Source organism: Pseudomonas sp. NCIMB 10586 (assembly GCF_023127895.1).
Classification (GTDB): domain Bacteria; phylum Pseudomonadota; class Gammaproteobacteria; order Pseudomonadales; family Pseudomonadaceae; genus Aquipseudomonas; species Aquipseudomonas synxantha_A.
The window spans coordinates 1-17,081 of sequence record NZ_SPKQ01000013.1; the positions used below are offsets into that span (position 1 = coordinate 1).

Sequence of the window (17,081 nt, forward strand, 5' to 3'; positions counted from 1 at the left end):
AGGCGGGTTATCGCGGGGTGATGTTCCCGTGCCAGGCGTTTCATGGGCTGGGCCAGCAAGTGGTGATGGCGCGCAGCAACGGGGTCGTGCAGGTGCCTCGGCGTGTCAGCCAACCAGCGGCGCCGAAGGTGGCTTTGGCCGCCCAGCCTGCTGCTGCGCCGCAACACGGCGTGGCGGCACCGGTACCGGCCGCGGCCGCGGATCAATTTACCCAGGTGCGCCAGGAAGTCATGGCCAGTGTGGCCAAGGCATTGAAGGTCGCCCTGGAGGTGATCGATCCACAGGAGTCATTCTCCGATTACGGGCTTGACTCGATCACCGGCGTCAACCTGGTACGGGTATTGAATGAGCGCCTGGGTATCGACCTGGGCACTACGGCACTCTTCGACTTTTCTACCGCCACGCGTCTGGCCCGGCATATTGTCGAGCAACATGGCGCGCACTTACCGCAGCCCGCGGTAACACGTGCGGCAGCCGCACCGGTCGCGCCCTTGGCCGTTGCAGTGCCGACAGCGTCCTCGCCTGCCGCCGCCCCGGCGCCAAGGGTTCAGTCGCCCGAGTCCTTCGTGCGAGAACCCATTGCCATCATTGGTATGAGCGGCCGCTTTCCCGGCGCCGAATCCCTCGAGCAATTATGGGAACATCTGGCCCAAGGCCGCGACCTGACCACCCCGGTCGAGCGCTGGGACCTGCGCGGCTCCCAAGCCGATGTGTCAGGAAAGGGCCTGTGCCAGCGCGGTGGCCTGTTATCCCGGATCGATGAGTTCGACGCGTCGTTCTTTAACATCTCTGGCCTTGAAGCCACTTGCATGGATCCGCAGCAGCGGCTGTTCCTTGAGCAGGCCTGGACGGCACTGGAAGATGCCGGCTACGTAGGGCAGGCGACTGAGGGGCAACCGGTGGGGGTTTATGTAGGCGCCAGTGCCAGCGACTATCGCAGCCTGTTCGCTGAAGCTGCGCCCGCGCAAGCCTTCTGGGGCAACGCCAGCTCGATCATTCCTGCACGTATCGCCTACCATCTGGATTTACAGGGCCCGGCCATTGCCGTGGATACCGCCTGTTCCAGTTCGCTCGTCGCGATCCACCTGGCATGCCAGGCGCTCTGGACCGAGGAGATCGGCATGGCCCTGGCCGGCGGTGTGTTCGTGCAGTCAACCGCCGGGTTTTATCAGGCGGCGCAAACCGCCGGCATGCTCTCGCCCAGCGGGCATTGTCACGCGTTCGATGCGCGTGCCGACGGTTTCGTCCCCGCCGAAGGCGTCGGTGTGCTGATCCTCAAGCGCCTTCGCCAGGCGCAGGCGGATGGCGATTATATTCATGGCGTGATCAGTGGTATTGGCAGTAACCAGGATGGCGCCAGCAATGGCATCACTGCGCCGAGCGCGCAATCCCAGGAGCGGCTGATTCGCCAGGTGCACCGTGACTTCGCGATTGAGCCGGGTACGATTTCGATGGTGGAGGCCCATGGGACGGGTACACCGCTTGGCGACCCGATCGAATTCGAAGGCTTGACGCGAGCGTTCGCCCGACCTGGGCAGCAGGCAGGCTACTGTGCCCTGGGGTCGATCAAATCCAACCTTGGGCATTGTGTGACTGCGGCCGGAGTCGCCGGTGTGCTGAAGGTGGCGCTGGCGCTGCGCCACGGCCAGTTGCCTCCGGCAGCGGGTTTCACCCAGGCCAATGCGGCCATCGCCGTTCAGGGCAGCCCCTTTTATGTGCCGGATCAACTGCGTCCCTGGGCCACACTCGACGGTGTGCCACGGCGTGCCTCGGTCAGCTCCTTCGGGTTCAGCGGTACCAACGCTCACCTGGTGATGGAGCAGGCGCCGCTTCCACAACAGCGCGGCGCGTCCGGGGCCGGGCCCTGGCTGGTAGTGCTGTCGGCGCGCTCCGCGCAGCAATTGCGCGAGCAGGCGAGCAATCTGGCTGCCCACTGTGTGGCCGTGCAACGGTTGGACATGGCAGCGATGGCCTATACGCTGATGGCGGGGCGCAAGCACCACGAATGGCGCCTGGCCATGGTCACCCATGACGCCGGGCAATTGCAGCAAAGTCTTGAAGGCTGGTTGCAGGGGCGCGACGAGGCGACGGTGCATAGCGGGCATTGGGACGTACGCCGTTTCGTTGAACAACAGGAGGTGCTGCAGGCGGCCCGCGAGTGCCTGATTCGTCTGATGGGCAATCGCGATCAATCGACACGTGGCGAGGCATTGACCTCCCTGGCGCAAGCGTTTGTACAAGGGTATGAGCTGGATTATTCCAGCCTGTTCATGGCCGATGAGCGGCGTCGCGTGCCGTTGCCAACCTATCCGTTCTTGCGTCAGTCCTATTGGGTATCGGCGCCCGAGGTCGAGGAGCCGACGGCGGTACCGGCAGAGGAGGTGGCGGGCCAGTGGTTGTTCTGCGCGGAGCAATGGCGGGCTCACGACCTGCCGAGCAACTTTGACTGGGCAGCAAGCATCAAGGCCAGGTCTGGCGCGCGCGTGGCGGTGGTCACCCGTGAACAAGCGCGTTTCGATGCCTTCAGCCAACTGCTCTGCACGCTGTGGGCGCAGGCAGGGAGCCCGCCGCCGTCCGTCCAGCGCCTGCTGCCGGATGCACTGCCGGCTCGGGGGGCGTTACCCGAGGTGATCTTCTTCATCGGTGAGAACTCCAGCGACGGGAGGGCGTCGCCACCCGGAGGGTTGGACGCGATCAAGCAAGTGTTGGAGGTCAGCCGGCATCTGATGGCGACCGATTGGGAGCATGCCGTGGAGTGCTTCCACGTGTATCGCGCAAGCGGTTCCGGCAGCGACTGTGACGCCCAGGCAATCAGCGGTTTTGCGGCTTCCGCGAGCCTGGAGAATGCTCGGCACGGCTGGACGTTATTGGAATGTGACGCCGTGGCCGGCCCCGCCAGCGATTTACAGTTGATTGTGCGTGAATGGCTGGCTGCCGACCGTCAGGGCAGTGCGCCAGCCGTGGTCAAGTACCAGGGTACCCAGCGTTTGCGCCGGCTATTGGTTCAGCGTGAGGCGGCTGAGGCGCAAGCCCCGCGCTTTCGCCGCGATGGCCATTACCTGGTAGTGGGCGGGCTGGGGCCGGTGGGCGAGTTGTTGTGCCAGGAACTGGCGGGCACCTTCCAGGCGCGCCTGAGCATCGTCTCGCGCTCGGCGCCGAACGCCGAGCAACAGGCTCGCTGCGATGTGCTGCGCGCATTGGGCGCCACGGTCGATTACAGCAGCGTCGACATCACTGACCTGCCGGCGCTGCAACAGGTGGTCGAGCGTCGCGTGCAGGCGGCCGGGCCTTTGCAGGGTGTGATTCACTTGGCGCGGCTAGTGGATGACGGCTTGATTGTGGCCAAGCAGTGGGAGGCGTTCGAACGCTCGATTGGGGCCAAGGTCAAGGGCACGATAAACCTGGATCTGGCCACTGCCGATCAACCCCTGGCGTTTTTCACCGTGTTTTCGTCCATGGCAGCCTATGGCATCCGTGGTTCAGCCGATTACGGGTATGCCGCCGCGTTCCAGAATGCTTTCGTGCGCTACCGTCAGACGCTTGAGCGCCAGGGCAAGCGTCATGGCGTATCGAGTGCTTGCACCTGGGGTGCCTGGTGCGTGGATCGATACATGCCGGCCAATCGCCCGGCGCATTTGCAGGCCCTTGGGTTAGGGCTGATCGACATGCAGTCGGCGTTCGAGTACCTGCATACCGGCGCCGAACCGGGTGTGGTCGGCGCGATGAAAGTGCTCGATCCGGCCCTGGCCTGTCGCGGTCTGGGCATCGAACCTTTACCCGCGTCGAGTGTGCCGCCGGCTGGCGATGCCATCGGCTTGCACGCCCAACTGCACGCCTGGGAACAGGCGTGCGAGGCCGGGGCGACGCCGGATGCCGCGCAATGGTGCAAAGTGCTCAGCCGCTTTGAACTCGACGCTCTGGATGAGGCGACCATTGACCGTCTCGACCGCTTGTTCTTCCCCAGCGCACCCCGGCCGGCAACGGTCGGCGCGGGTGCACTGCTTGAGCAAGTGCGCGAAGTGATTGAGCGGGTGCTGGTGGTTGATGAGCCTGACCTGGACACCGCGTTTTCCCGGTATGGCATGGACTCGGTGGGCGCCATGCAGGTGTCTTCGGCATTGAGTCGGGCCTTGGGTTGGCTGGTGGAGCCGCGCTGGCTGGTACAGCACGCCACCATTCGTGCCCTGGCCGAATTCCTGCAAAGCCGGAACGAGGCCGCCACCCAATGACCGATCACTCTTCACTCTCAAGGAATGTGACCATGGACCAGAGTCCAGCGCTGCCCGATCTGGGCAGCTCCTTCGTGCTGCCCAATGGCGTGCGCCTGAAAAACCGCCTGGTCAAGGCCGCCATGAGCGAACAGCTCGGAGATCGACGCCATGATCCAGGGCCTGGCATGGAGAACCTCTACCGCCAGTGGGCACAGGGCGGCATAGGTTTGTCGATATCCGGCAACATCATGGTCGATCGCAATGCCATCGGCGAGTTGAGAAACGTCGTGCTGGATGCCCACAGCGACCTGAATGCATTCCGGCGCTGGGCCCTGGCAGGCAGTAGCCATGGCACGCACCTATGGGCCCAACTCAACCATCCGGGCAAGCAGATCATCAAGCTGCTGTGCGACGAGCCGGTGGCGCCATCGGCCATCAGCCTGGGCAGCGGGCTGGAAAAACACTTCAATTGCCCGCGCGCACTGACTGAGGACGGCATCGAAAAGATCATTGCGCAGTTCGCCACCAGTGCGCGACTGGCCAAGGTCGTCGGGTTCACTGGCGTGCAGATCCACGCGGCCCATGGCTATCTGATCAACCAGTTCCTGTCACCGCTGCACAATCAGCGTAGCGACCAGTGGGGCGGGAGCCTGGCCAACCGCATGCGCTTTTTGGTCCGGGTCTACCAGGCGATCCGCAGCGTGGTGGGTGACGCGTTTCCAGTGGGGATCAAACTCAACTCGGCGGACTTCATGCGGGGTGGCTTTACCGAAGAGGAGTCGTTGCAGGTGGTGGTAGCCCTTGGCAATTTGGGGCTCGATCAACTGGAAATATCCGGCGGCACCTACGAAAGCCCGGTGATGGTCGGCAACCAGGCCGCCAGCACCCGCGAGCGCGAAGCCTACTTTCTCAATTACGCGGCCAGGGTGCGCGAGGTCAGTACGCTGCCGTTGGTAGTCACCGGTGGTTTCCGCTCTGGCGCTGCGATGACCGCGGCGCTGCGAGACGCGGCCACCGACTTCATTGGGCTGGCACGTCCACTGGCGCTGGAGCCGGACATGCCGGTCAAGCTGTTGTCCGAAGCCACTTACCGTGTCGACCTGCGGCCCTTGAGTACAGGCTTTGCCGCCCTGGACCGCATCGCGACGCTCGATGTGTCGTGGTACGAACATCAATTGCAACGTATGGCCCGCCACCAGTTGCCTAAGCCCGGCCTGAGCGAGTGGCTCAGCCTGGGCAAGACCCTGCTGGATTTTGCCGCCTGCGCCAGGAAAAAGCGCAGTACGCAGTGCTCAACCTATAAGCGCTGATAGGTGGCAGCCCTTGGGCACTCTTGTACATTGCGCCCGACAGTCCCTCCCATGAACCCTGAAAGGCGGAACATGTACATGGAAGAAATCTATACGTTCGTAGTCAGTACGCTGGCTTCCAGTTGCAAGGTTCAACCCGGCGATATCGAACCGACCACCAACTTGTTCGCCGATCTGGGGATCGATAGCGTGGATTTTCTCGATGCGGTGTTCTGCATCGAGAAGCACTACGACATCCGTATCCCGGTGGGCCAATGGATGAGTGCCGTCAACGAAGGCAACGCGGCAATGACTGATTACTTCGTGATGGAACACTTCGTTGCCCAGATCGCTGCTCGTGCGGCAGCCTCGGCATGAGTGATACCTGGGCCGTCGGTTGGCCCCGGAAGATTCAGGCATGCGTAGGCAGGTAGTCGTTACCGGCGGCGGCCGAGGCATTGGCGCCAGTATTTCCACGGCGTTGGTGCAGGCCGGGTTTGTCGTATTGATTGTCGGGCACCGTGGCATCAGCGCGGGCGTTGCCTTGTGCGAAGAGCTGGACGCCCGATACGGCGCAGGCAGCGCACGCTGGGTTGGCTGCGACCTGGGCGATGCCTTGGCCGTGGAGGGCCTGTGCCGCTCGCTGGAGGCAGAAGACATTTATGGTCTGGTGCATTGCGCGGGCGTCAGCCAGGACAGCCTGGCCGCCGTTGCGGACCTGGATACCGCGCGGCACATGATGCAAGTCAATTTCTGGGCATTTGTGCAGTTGTACCAGGCCCTGGTGCGGCCCATGTCCATGCGCCGCGCAGGCAGAATCCTGTGCATCGGCTCGGTCGCAGCCGACTTCGGTATGAAGGGAAATGCGTTGTACGCCAGCAGCAAGGCAGCGCTGCGGGGTTTTGTACGTTCGAGCATGACCGAAGTCGCCTCGCGCGCTATCACGATCAATTGTATCGAGCCGGGTTTTATCGAGACGGCACTGCTGGATCGCTACGCCGAACAGCGTTCGGCCATCGACCGGCGGATCCCAGCGGGTCGCTATGGTTCGCCGGAAGAAGTGGCGGGGCTGGCGGCGTTTTTGTTTTCAGAGGCCGGCAGCTACATCAACGGGCAACATCTCACCGTCGATGGTGGCCTGTCACGCAGCATGGCCGGCTAGCCAACCTGTAATGAGGAGGTTTGATGCGGGCGCTTCAACTGGTTGATAAACAGCGCCTGGCGCTGCGCGAGCTGGTGTTGCCTGCCAGGCCCGCGCCGGGTCACGCACGGGTGCGCATGGCGTTCATGACGCTTAATCACCTGGATCTTTTCGGTTACCGCGGGATGGCCTTCGCACGACGGACATTGCCTGTCACGGTGGGTGCCGAAGGCGCAGGCTTTGTGCAGGACGTGGGGCCAGGTAGTGACCCCGAACTGATCGGGCAGGCCATGGCGATCTACCCCAGTGTATTTTGTGGGTGCTGCCCGGCCTGTCTAGCCGGCCGGGAGAACCTGTGCGCCGACTCGCCCGGCGTAATGGGGTTTCATTGCGACGGGGTTGCCGCCGAGTACGTCGATGTCCCGCTGCGTATGCTGGTGCCGATACCTGCTGGCGTGCCCATGGACATGGCGGCCTGCGCGCCGGTGACCTTCGCCACGGTGCACCATATGTTGATCGACAACGCACGCCTGATGAGCGGCGAAACCCTGCTGGTGCACGCGGGAGGCAGCGGGATCGGCTCAATCGCCATTCGCCTGGCCCGTCACCTGGGCGTCACGGTATTCGCAACGGTTGGTCGTGCCGACAAGGTTGAGCGTGCCCGGGCATTGGGCGCCGAATATGTGATTGATTACCGTGAGGAACGATTCCTGCGGGTGATTCGCGAGCAGACGGCACGCCGCGGGGTCGACGTGGTGTTCGAGCATGTGGGGGCCGATACCTGGGAGCAGAGTCTCCTGAGCCTGGCGCGTGGCGGCCGCCTGGTGATCTGCGGCTCGACCACAGGCGTGGAGGCGCCCACTAACCTGATGCACCTGTTCAATCAGCAAATTCACATTCATGGCTCTTTCGGTGCGCCCTTGAGTGGGCTGCGCGATGCATTGGCGTTGATCCAGCAGGGCGTGTTGCCCGTGATCGACTGCGTGATGCCGGTGGCCGGTTTCGAAAGTGGCTTGCAGCGCCTGCGCGAGCGGGATGTGTTCGGCAAGATCGTATTGCAATTCTAATCCGCGCCGGCGCCTGCACGCGCCGGCGTTTTTGTCGCTTGTAGGAGGAGGTGAAGATGGAAATCAACGTGGCGCAGCAAACGGTCAGTGAGTCGATCCGTGAGTTGAAGTTGCCGGGATGGGAGACGGCGTCGATCGAGACTGAAACGCACTTGCAGGGTGAACTGGGCATCGATTCCCTGCACAAGCTGATATTGCTCACGCGCTTGCAGGAACGCTCGAATTTCCAGTTTGCACAACTGAACAACGAGGCCTACAAGTTTGACACCGTAGGCGATCTGGTCAATCTCCTGGTAGCGCATGGCTAGGTGCCCTGCGCTACCTTGATTCAGGGTGCTGTCGGGGATAATGATTGAAGGGTATCGGCGACGCTGTGTTCCAGCGGCCGATAGCTCAATTGAAAGGCGCGCCTGGCGCGCTGGTCATCGAATACCCGGCGCACGCCAAGGTTCTGTCGCAGATAGCGACGCGACAGGCGTGGGTTCAGCATCGCGCTGAGGTACATCAACCAGTCGGGTGCTCGTCTTTGGGGTGCCTTGCTGTCGGGAAAGCGCTGCTTGATCATTGTGGCCAGTTCCAGCATCGAAGCCTCATGGCCCGGCACGATAAAGCGCCCCTCAATGACGTCATCCAGCGCCGCGCGCACATGCAGTTCGGCCAGGTCGCGCACATCCACGAAATGAAAGTTCAGGTCCGGGCAGGCCGGTGTCTTGCCCGTGTGCAGGTCATGGAGGATGGCAATGCTGGTGGCAGCATGCCGGGGGTCGAGCACCGGCCCGATGATCACCGATGGGTTGATGCACACCACGCGAGGCTCGCAGGGCCAGGGCTGGAAGGCGTCCGTCACCAGTCGCTCGGCGGCTGTCTTGGAATACCAGTATGGGTCGCTGGCTTCCAGGGAGGCATGGTTCCAGTCGGCCTCGCTGAAGGCGTGCCCGGCTGGCATGTCTGGCGACAGAATGGCCGCCATCGACGAGGTGTACACGAAGGTGCGCACGCTGGCGGCCTGGCGTATGCCGTCGATTACGTTTTGCGTGCCGTTGACATTCATTTCCAGGGTTTGCTGCCAAAGCCGCGAGCCAGGCCGGGCGTTGTTAGTGACGCTGGCGGCGCAGTGAATAACGGTGTCGCACTCACTGAACAGGGCATTGCACGCGCCTGGCTGCGCCAGGTCGACTACGTGTAGGCGCAGTTGCGCGTGGCGGGCTGCCAGGCCTTGCAAATGCGCAGTGGGGCGGCGCAACAGGGCGTCGACGGTGCAGCCGTGGTGCAGCAGCTTTTCCACAATATGGCTGCCCAGAAAGCCTGAGGCGCCGGTGATACAGATGTGTCGGGGCATCGGTAGCGATCCTTGGGTGTTCACACGGTTGCTGGGTATAGCCCAGACCGCGATCACTGACTACTACAAGGTCTTATAGGTTTCCCGCCGATTTCGATCCGCTAAGTTAGTCGCTGCACCCCCTGAGCAACTACCGGTTGAGCCGGCTAAAGGATAGATAAATGACCCAGGCCGAAGTCTTCGATTTGATCGTCAAGCATGCCCGCGAAACCCTCCCTGAGCTTCAACAACCCATCGCCCGGAACGACCGCCTGGTGGACCTGGGCGCCAATTCGATGGACCGCGCCGACATCGTCGCCATGACTTTGAGCGCCCTTGGGTTGCGCATGCCAATGGTGCAGACGCAGGCCGCTCGCAATATCGGCGAATTGGCCGAGTTGCTTCATGGCAAGCTCTGACACGCAAGGGCTGTTGATCAGCGGGCTGGGCGTGGCTTCGTCCATCGGCACCGGTCAGCATGACTTTATCCAGGCCTTGCTGGCTGGCAATCATGCTTTCTCGATGATGCGCCGCCCGGGTCGTCAGTTGGAAAGCACATTCATCGGTGCTGAAATCGATGTGGACGAGCAAGCCGGCGCCAACCTGGAATCCGGTTCGCGGGGTATGTCGTTCTCTGCGCGCATTGCCCTGGCGACCTTGGCAGAAGCGTGGGCGGATGCGCAGCTGGATCAGTGTGACCCGACGCGTATCGGCCTGGTGGTCGGTGGCTCTAACTTCCAGCAGCGCGCCATCGAGCAGGCCCATGCGCCTTGCGCGCTGACCCCGTACTTCATCAAGCCCAGCTACGCGACGCAGTTTCTCGATACCGACCTGTGTGGAGTTTGCACCGAGCGCTTCCCCATTCGGGGGTTCGCTTACACTCTGGGGGCTGCGTCGGCCAGTGGGCAGATGGCGATTATCAATGCGGCCCAGGCTGTGCGAGCCGGGGATGTGGACGTGTGCATTGCCTTGGCGCCGGTGATGGATCTGTCGTATTGGGAGTGCCATGGCTTTCGCTCCCTGGGGGCGATGGGCTCGGACCGTTTTGCCGAGAGTCCGGCCCTGGCGTGCCGCCCTTTTGACCGTGATCGCGATGGGTTCATCTACGGTGAATCCAGTGCAGTCGTGGTGATTGAAAGCGAGGCCAGCGTGCGCCGCCGTGGCGTTTCGCCGTATGCGCGGATTGCCGGCTGGTCAGTGGCGATGGACGGCAATCGCAACCCCAACCCTTCGTTTGACGGGGAGTCCTGTGTGATCCGCCAGGCCCTGGACAAGTCGGGCTGGCAGGCGCGCCAGGTGGACTATATCAACCCGCACGGCAGTGGCTCGGTACTGGGTGATGAAACCGAACTGCGTGCCTTGGCTCATTGCGGCTTGCGCGAGGCGTCGATCAACGCGACCAAGTCCCTCATCGGTCATGGCCTGGCTTCTGCCGGGCTGGTGGAGACCATAGCCACGGTACTGCAAATGAAGGCCGGGCAACTGCACCCCAACCGCAACCTGGATCACCCCCTGGATACCGGGTTCGCATGGGTCTGCGACCGCGCTGAACAGCACGCCCTGCGCTGTGCACTCAACCTCAGCTATGGCTTCGGCGGCATCAATACAGCGTTGTGTCTGGAAAACTCAGGAAGGCTGCAATGACGAGGCAAGTGGGTATCGAGGCAATGAACGTATTTGGCGGCGCGGCGAGCCTGGATGTGACCATGCTTGCGCGACACCGCAAGCTGGACTCCCAGCGTTTCGGCAACCTGTTGATGCACGAAAAGAGCGTGGCGTTGCACAGCGAAGACCCGGTGACGTTTGCCGTGAATGCCGCCAAGCCACTGATCGATGCCTTGAGCCCGCAAGAGCGCGATCAGATTGAGTTGTTGATTACCTGTACCGAGTCGGGAATCGATTTCGGCAAGTCCGTCAGTACTTATGTGCATGACTACTTGGGGCTGAAAAAAAACTGCCGGGTTTTCGAACTCAAGCAGGCCTGCTACTCGGGCACTGCCGGTTTTCATAGCGCGGTGCAGTTCGTGTTGTCCCAGACCTCGCCCAATGCCAAGGCACTGGTGGTCGCAGTGGACCTGTGTCGCTTCCTGATGATTGGTGAAGGCGGCGCCGCGGCGCAGGACTGGGCTTTTTCGGAACCCAGTGGCGGTGCGGGCGCAGTGGCCATGTTGATCAGTGACAAGCCGCATGTATTCAGCCTCGACATCGGCGCCAGTGGTTATTACAGCTTCGAGGTGATGGACACCTGTCGGCCGGAGCCCGACAGCGAAGCCGGGGACGCCGATCTATCGTTGATGTCGTACCTGGATTGCTGTGAGCAAACCTTCAATGAATATCGCCTTCGGGTCGACGACGTGGACTATGCTCGCACGTTCGACTACCTGGCGTTTCACACGCCTTTTGGTGGCATGGTCAAAGGCGCGCACCGCTTGATGATGCGCAAGTTCGCGCCAGCCGACCCGCCAGCCATCGAAGCTGATTTCGCCCAGCGTGTGGCGCCCGGGCTGGCGTACTGCCAACGCGTGGGCAATATCATGGGGGCCACGATGTTTCTGTCCCTGGCCGGCATCATCAGCACCGCGCGGTTCGATGAGCCTCGGCGTATTGGATGCTTTTCCTATGGCTCGGGTTGCTGCTCGGAGTTTTTCAGCGGTACGGTCACGCCCCAGAGTCGTGATCATCTGTCTGCCCAGGCCATCGCACAACAACTCGATAGTCGCTATAGCCTGAGCCTGGCTGAGTACGAGTCAATCCTGCTGGGCAATGACGCCGTGCGGTTTGGTACCCGCGACCACACCGTCGCCTGTCCAGTCACCGACAGCGTAATCGCGGCGGGAGGGTTGTCGGGCAAGTTACTGTTAAGCGCGATCAACGGTTACCACCGCGAATACAGTTTCCAGCCATGAACTTCCAGGCCACCGAGTTTCGCACTGAAGGCAGCCTGGCATTCCTGCGTTTTGCGCGTCCTGAGTCGAACAATACGATCAACCGCCAAATGGTCGACGAATGCCTATGGGTATTGGAACACTGCCAGGCGCATTCGACCGTGCTGGTGCTTGAAGGCGGGCCCGAGGTTTTTTGTTTCGGCGCAGATTTCCAAGGCATGCATGACGACGCCGTGCGCGGCGCCAGCGAACGCCATCAACCAGAGCGGCTCTATGAAATCTGGCAGCGTATGGTTACCGGTTCGTTCATCACGGTGAGTCATGTACGGGGCAAGGCCAACGCCGGGGGCATGGGCTTCGTGGCTGCGAGTGACATCGTTCTCAGCCATACCGATGCCCAGTTCAGCCTCTCGGAACTCATCTTTGACGTAATGCCGGCGTGTGTGTTGCCGTTTCTGATTCGTCGCGTGGGCTTCCAGCGCGCGCATTACCTGACGCTGTCGACCCAGCCGGTCAGTGCGGCACAGGCCAGCCAGTGGGGGCTGGCGGACGACGTGGCAAGCGATAGCGATGCGTTGCTGCGCCGCCACCTGTTGCGCTTGCGGCGCCTGTCCAAGCATGGCGTCGAGCAATACAAGGGCTATATGAACAGGCTGTCCACGTTACCGTTCGACGCCCGACAGATGGCCATCGAGCAAAATCACCAGGTATTCAGCAACCCGCGCACCCGCGAAAACATCCACCGCTATGTCAGCCACGGCCTGTTCCCATGGGAGCCTGATTGATGTGCCTGACGGGCGCGCCCATGGCTGGCGAATCGTTGCAAAGAGGAGTGCCGATGGACAGTGTCATCGATTTTCAGGCGCGTGACGACGGGGTAGTGGTGCTCACGCTCCAGGACCGTGAGCATAAGAATACCTTCACGCCGGCGTTGATCGACGGATTGATACAGGCCTATGCGCGAATCAACGCCAGCGACGCCTACAAGGCAGTGGTGATCACGGGCTACGACAGTTTTTTTTGCAGTGGCGGCACCCGCGAAGGGCTGCTTGCCTTGAACCAGACGCGTGGCGATTTTACCGATGCCAATGTCTACAGCCTTGCATTTGAATGCAAGATCCCGGTGATCGCCGCGATGCAGGGGCATGCTATCGGCGGCGGCCTGGTAATGGGCTTGTTCTGCGACATCGTGGTGTTGTCCCGCGAGAGCCTGTATACCGCCAACTTCATGAAGTACGGCTTTACCCCCGGCATGGGCGCGACCTATATCCTGCCCTCCCGGCTCGGTAGCCTCGGCCAGGAAATGCTCCTGGCGGCGCAGAGCTACAGTGGTGCGCTACTTGAAGCACGCGGCGCGCCGTTTGCAGTGTTACCGCGTGCCCAGGTGCTGGCCCACGCCCTGGAGTTGGCGATGGAGTTGGCCGACAAGCCCCGGTTGTCGCTGGTCACGCTCAAGCACCATCTAAATCGCAAGCTGCGCGAAGACCTCCCCGCGGTCATTGAGCGTGAGCTGGCGATGCACGCGTTGACAATGCATCAGCCGGAAGTCGGCGAGCGAATCTCAACCTTGTTTGGCCGGTGAGAGAGACCCTTATGACCCTGAAGACCATCCTCGACGAACTGCGCGAGGGCCGGCTGAGCATCGAGCAGGCCAAGGCACGCCTGCGTATGCTGCCGGCACCCCAGCCGACGGCGCAAACCCCTGATCCCGTGGCGGTGGAAGCTGGCGATATTGCCATCATCAGCATGGCGGGACGCTTTCCTGGTGCGGCGTCGGTGGAGCAGTTCTGGGACAATTTGCGTGCTGGCGTAGACAGCATTACGCAAGTGCCGGCGACCCGCTGGGATACCGACACGTATTTCAGTGCACAAAAGGGTGAGCCGGGCAGGGCGTATTGCCGATGGGGCGGGTTCATCGAGGATGTGGACCGTTTCGATTCACTGTTTTTCGGCATTTCTCCGCGCGAAGCCCAGTTGATGGACCCTCAGGAGCGCCTGCTTTTGCAGGAGGTCTGGACCTTGTTCGAACGCATCGGCTACACCCGCGATTACCTGGCTGAGTCCTGCGACGGCGAGGTCGGGGTGTTTACCGGTTCGATGTATCAGCAGTACCACGCGTTCGACGCCGATGTGCCGCGCAAGGCCACGGTAGCCTTGTCATCGACCGCAAGCATGGCCAACCGGATTTCGCATTTTTTCAACCTCAAGGGTCCCAGCCTGGCGCTCGACACCATGTGTTCCTCGGCGGCAACGGCGCTGCATCTGGCCTGCGAAAGCCTGCGCAGCGGCAGTTGCCGGTTGGCGGTGGTGGGGGCGACGAATCTGTCTATCCACCCGTTCAAATATATTGCGTTGTGCCAGGGGCAACTGCTCGCCAGTCATCCGGGGGTTCGAGCCTACGGGCAGGCAGACGGGTTCCTGCCCGGTGAAACCGTGGCTGCGGTGCTGCTCAAGCCGCTCAAACAGGCGATTGAAGAAGGTGACACGGTCACTGCGGTGATCAAGTCCACCGCTATCAGCCACAAAGGCTATACACCCGGCTACAGCGTGCCGAGTGCTGCTGCGTTCGAGACCCTGCTGTCGCGGCATTTCCAGCGCTCGGGCATCGACCCCCGGAGTGTCGATTACGTCGAGACCTCGGCCTCAGGTGCAACCCTGGGCGATGTCGCTGAGTTCCAGGCGTTGCGAAGCGTCTATGGGCCGCGCAATACGCACTTGCCACACTGCCGTCTGGGTTCGGTGAAGTCGAACATTGGCCATGCAGAAGCCGCGATTGGCCTGGCGCAGGTGATCAAGGTGGCGTTGCAACTGCGTGACCGGGTGCTGGTGCCGTCGATCCTGACCGAACCGCTTAATCCACAAACCCGCGCTGATGAGGCGCCGCTGCGGGCCCAGCGCAGCCTGGAGCATTGGCACCATCCCAGCGATGCACCTGGCGGCATGCCCTGGCCGACACCGCGCCGTGCCGCTGTGCATACATTCGCCGCTGGCGGTGCGAATGCCCACCTGCTGTTGCAGGCGTACGACGCTGCACCCGCCGCCGTTGAGCCGGTCTCAACGCCAGGCCCGTGGCTATTGGTTTTTTCCGCAGCGACTAACGAGCGCCTGCAGGCTGTGCTTGGCAGTGCTCGGCAAGCATTGGCTGCCACCCCTTCGCTCACCCTGGATGACTTGGCGTTTACCCTCAGCCAGGGTCGTGAAGCCATGAACTGCCGGGTGGCATGGGTGCAGCGCCAACCTGGCGCCTTGCTCGACACTCTGGATGCGGCGCTGGCCTGTGTTCACCGGCAACAGGGCAGTGTGGACGGCGTGGTGATTCACTATGGTGACCTTGAGGAGGTCGAGGTGCCGGATACCGCGCCCCTTGAGCGCCAGACGTTGAGCCTGGAAGAGCAGGCCCGGGCCTGGGTCGTTGGACAGATCAGCCTGCAACAGGTGTCTCGCCAGGCCAGCCTGCGTGCTGGCCGCCGCATCGTCGAGCTGCCGACTTATCCGTTTGCCAAGGTTCACTGTTGGCTGCCGACCGTTGACACATCCGCCACGCCTGCGCCTGCGATAGCCATCGCGCTGGAGGCGAACGCCGAGGATGTGCATGAGGTGGTGCGTGCGCAAATCGCCGCACTGACGCAAATCGATCCGCACACGTTGCAATTGGGCAAGCCGTTGCTTGATTACGGTTTGAATTCAGTGACCATGCTGGTGCTGGCGGCTTGCCTTTGCCAGGCATTGGAGGGGCTGGATGAGAGTCGTGACGGCCCGCAGTTAGTGCTGTGTAGGACAGCCGGCGCGCTGATCGAACAGCTTGAGCAAATGCTCGCTCCCACGCCGCCTCCGGTCAGCGAGCCGATGCCGTCGACCGCTACGCCGATCGTGCCGAGTGTGCCTGCGGCGAGTAACTATGTTGCGCCGGAACAATTGCAGGTATACCACCGCAACGGCTACGCCTTCGATTTTGCCCACCAACCCGCCGCGCTGCCGGAGCGGGCATGGGCCGGCAAACGCGGTGTGGTGCTGGGGGCCGGGCCGGCTGGCCTGGTGGCAGCCCTGACCCTGGCGGCCAATGGTTTCGAGCAGGTGTATGTGGTCGAAAAGCGTACCGCGATCAACCGTATGCAAATGGTCACGCTTTACCCTCACACCTTGCCCTACCTGAAAAGCATCGGGGTGCTGGATGCCGTGGCACGGCGCGCCGCACGGATCGTGCGACACGATTTCTACCTCAATAGCGCCGGGCAGCGCACCCGGTATTTCTCCCGCGAGTTGCCGGCCGGCATTCTCGACAGTATCGATGCAAGCATGGCGTATGGAGACGAGACAGTCGCCGAGCTGTTCGTGGGTGAGTCGGTGATGGCCATTTCCCTGGCCGACTTGCAGGCGGTGTTGATGGAGCAGGCTTGCGCGCGGGGCGTGCGGTTTATCGCCGACCATCAGGCGACGGTGGTCGCCGACGACAGCAGGCCCGCTACCTGGCAAGTGTTGCTGAGTGCAACGGCAGGTGCGCCGTCATTCCCCCTCGATGCCGATCTGGTTGTGGTCGCTGACGGTGCGCGCAGTGCCGTGGCCCAGGCCGCGGGCATCGAGTGCACGCTGCTGCAGACCCCTCAGGGCAGTGAGAGCTGGTATGTGTTTCACTGCGCCAGTGAGGTTGCGACGTCACGCTTGAGCTATGAGTTCGCCTTCGATTCGCGCGGGCGTCTCGATCACTGCGCTTTTGGCCTGGCCTACCCTGTGCGCAAAGAGTTTGGCGTGGCGTTCTACAGCAGCACACCGACGCCACCGGCGCTCGAGCTGCTTTTGGACAAAGCTGACTTCTTCGCCAAAAGCTGGGGCGTCGAGCACCAGGGGATCAACTGGTTGACGCAACGTATTGCGGTGCATCACAGCAGGGCCGAACGGGTAGTTGATGGCAACCTGTTGTTGGTAGGAGATGCAGCCGGCACCGGCTCGCCCAACGCCGGCCTGGGTTCGGGCCTGGCGATTTCGGCCTATGGCTGGGCCCTGAACGAGTATTGCCGGCGGGCTGCGACGGATCGGGAGGCCGCGGCGGATTTCTATCAGGCCGCCGCCAGCCGCTATCCGTTGGCATGGCAAAGCCGTTCGCTGCACATCTGGGACGAGATCAACAATCTGGCAGCAGGCGTGGCGGGGCAGCGACAAACCGGTACATGAG

At 62.4% G+C, this 17,081-nt stretch carries 13 protein-coding genes; 12 read left to right on the top strand and 1 reads right to left on the bottom strand.

From position 1 onward, the window contains the following. From E4P01_RS06500 to E4P01_RS06525, 6 genes are all read left to right on the top strand, one after another. Positions 1 to 4,229: beta-ketoacyl synthase N-terminal-like domain-containing protein (locus tag E4P01_RS06500; RefSeq protein WP_248129951.1), on the top strand; the 4,229-nt coding region annotated here is incomplete at its 5' end. A gap of 32 nt (positions 4,230 to 4,261) precedes the next feature. Then, complete coding sequence (locus E4P01_RS06505; RefSeq protein WP_216090988.1) at positions 4,262 to 5,521, top strand: NADH:flavin oxidoreductase/NADH oxidase family protein; 1,260 nt, start codon at positions 4,262 to 4,264, stop codon at positions 5,519 to 5,521. Between the two features lie 78 nt (positions 5,522 to 5,599). After that, entirely contained in the window at positions 5,600 to 5,878 is a 279-nt protein-coding gene (locus E4P01_RS06510; RefSeq protein ID WP_032881025.1) for a phosphopantetheine-binding protein, read from the top strand. Between the two features lie 40 nt (positions 5,879 to 5,918). Then, positions 5,919 to 6,662: an SDR family NAD(P)-dependent oxidoreductase gene (locus E4P01_RS06515; protein WP_032877026.1), complete on the top strand. Its 744-nt coding sequence runs from the start codon at positions 5,919 to 5,921 to the stop codon at positions 6,660 to 6,662. A 23-nt stretch (positions 6,663 to 6,685) separates the two neighbouring features. Then, a complete protein-coding gene (locus tag E4P01_RS06520; RefSeq protein ID WP_216090989.1) occupies positions 6,686 to 7,708 on the top strand; it encodes a zinc-binding dehydrogenase in 1,023 nt (340 codons plus the stop codon). Positions 7,709 to 7,764: 56 nt separating this feature from the next. Beyond that, positions 7,765 to 8,016: an acyl carrier protein gene (locus E4P01_RS06525; protein WP_032877023.1), complete on the top strand. Its 252-nt coding sequence runs from the start codon at positions 7,765 to 7,767 to the stop codon at positions 8,014 to 8,016. 20 nt (positions 8,017 to 8,036) lie between these two features. Here the strand turns inward: E4P01_RS06525 and E4P01_RS06530 are convergent, their stop codons facing one another. Further along, entirely contained in the window at positions 8,037 to 9,047 is a 1,011-nt protein-coding gene (locus tag E4P01_RS06530; protein WP_078820775.1) for an NAD-dependent epimerase/dehydratase family protein, read from the bottom strand. A gap of 161 nt (positions 9,048 to 9,208) precedes the next feature. On the opposite strand from E4P01_RS06530, the gene E4P01_RS06535 reads away from it, so the two are divergent. Genes E4P01_RS06535 through E4P01_RS06560 form a run of 6 tightly spaced genes read left to right on the top strand, consistent with a single transcriptional unit; the run spans position 9,209 to position 17,080 of the window. Beyond that, positions 9,209 to 9,445, top strand: coding sequence for an acyl carrier protein (locus E4P01_RS06535; protein ID WP_032877021.1), 237 nt, complete (start codon positions 9,209 to 9,211; stop codon positions 9,443 to 9,445). Then, complete coding sequence (locus E4P01_RS06540; protein WP_032877020.1) at positions 9,432 to 10,670, top strand: beta-ketoacyl synthase N-terminal-like domain-containing protein; 1,239 nt, start codon at positions 9,432 to 9,434, stop codon at positions 10,668 to 10,670. Before E4P01_RS06535 ends, E4P01_RS06540 begins: the two co-directional genes overlap by 14 nt. Beyond that, entirely contained in the window at positions 10,667 to 11,932 is a 1,266-nt protein-coding gene (locus tag E4P01_RS06545; protein WP_032877019.1) for a hydroxymethylglutaryl-CoA synthase, read from the top strand. The genes E4P01_RS06540 and E4P01_RS06545 overlap by 4 nt, the downstream gene beginning before the upstream one ends. Then, the gene (locus tag E4P01_RS06550; RefSeq protein ID WP_032877018.1) at positions 11,929 to 12,696 is read left to right on the top strand and encodes an enoyl-CoA hydratase/isomerase; all 768 of its coding nucleotides are present in this window, start codon (positions 11,929 to 11,931) and stop codon (positions 12,694 to 12,696) included. Before E4P01_RS06545 ends, E4P01_RS06550 begins: the two co-directional genes overlap by 4 nt. 53 nt (positions 12,697 to 12,749) lie before the next feature. After that, positions 12,750 to 13,493 (top strand): polyketide synthase, encoded by a 744-nt coding sequence (locus tag E4P01_RS06555; RefSeq protein ID WP_032877017.1) that lies wholly within the window; start codon positions 12,750 to 12,752, stop codon positions 13,491 to 13,493. Positions 13,494 to 13,504: 11 nt separating this feature from the next. Then, positions 13,505 to 17,080: a beta-ketoacyl synthase N-terminal-like domain-containing protein gene (locus E4P01_RS06560; protein ID WP_216090990.1), complete on the top strand. Its 3,576-nt coding sequence runs from the start codon at positions 13,505 to 13,507 to the stop codon at positions 17,078 to 17,080. Position 17,081 lies beyond the last annotated feature (1 nt).

What these genes read in the sequence shown, in the direction of transcription:
- E4P01_RS06505 (WP_216090988.1), top strand. Translation starts at nt 4,262, where the DNA reads ATGGACCAGAGTCCAGCGCTGCCCGATCTGGGCAGCTCCTTCGTGCTG.
- E4P01_RS06510 (WP_032881025.1), top strand. Translation starts at nt 5,600, where the DNA reads ATGGAAGAAATCTATACGTTCGTAGTCAGTACGCTGGCTTCCAGTTGC.
- E4P01_RS06515 (WP_032877026.1), top strand. Translation starts at nt 5,919, where the DNA reads ATGCGTAGGCAGGTAGTCGTTACCGGCGGCGGCCGAGGCATTGGCGCC.
- E4P01_RS06520 (WP_216090989.1), top strand. Translation starts at nt 6,686, where the DNA reads ATGCGGGCGCTTCAACTGGTTGATAAACAGCGCCTGGCGCTGCGCGAG.
- E4P01_RS06525 (WP_032877023.1), top strand. Translation starts at nt 7,765, where the DNA reads ATGGAAATCAACGTGGCGCAGCAAACGGTCAGTGAGTCGATCCGTGAG.
- E4P01_RS06530 (WP_078820775.1), bottom strand. Translation starts at nt 9,047, where the DNA reads ATGCCCCGACACATCTGTATCACCGGCGCCTCAGGCTTTCTGGGCAGC.
- E4P01_RS06535 (WP_032877021.1), top strand. Translation starts at nt 9,209, where the DNA reads ATGACCCAGGCCGAAGTCTTCGATTTGATCGTCAAGCATGCCCGCGAA.
- E4P01_RS06540 (WP_032877020.1), top strand. Translation starts at nt 9,432, where the DNA reads ATGGCAAGCTCTGACACGCAAGGGCTGTTGATCAGCGGGCTGGGCGTG.
- E4P01_RS06545 (WP_032877019.1), top strand. Translation starts at nt 10,667, where the DNA reads ATGACGAGGCAAGTGGGTATCGAGGCAATGAACGTATTTGGCGGCGCG.
- E4P01_RS06550 (WP_032877018.1), top strand. Translation starts at nt 11,929, where the DNA reads ATGAACTTCCAGGCCACCGAGTTTCGCACTGAAGGCAGCCTGGCATTC.
- E4P01_RS06555 (WP_032877017.1), top strand. Translation starts at nt 12,750, where the DNA reads ATGGACAGTGTCATCGATTTTCAGGCGCGTGACGACGGGGTAGTGGTG.
- E4P01_RS06560 (WP_216090990.1), top strand. Translation starts at nt 13,505, where the DNA reads ATGACCCTGAAGACCATCCTCGACGAACTGCGCGAGGGCCGGCTGAGC.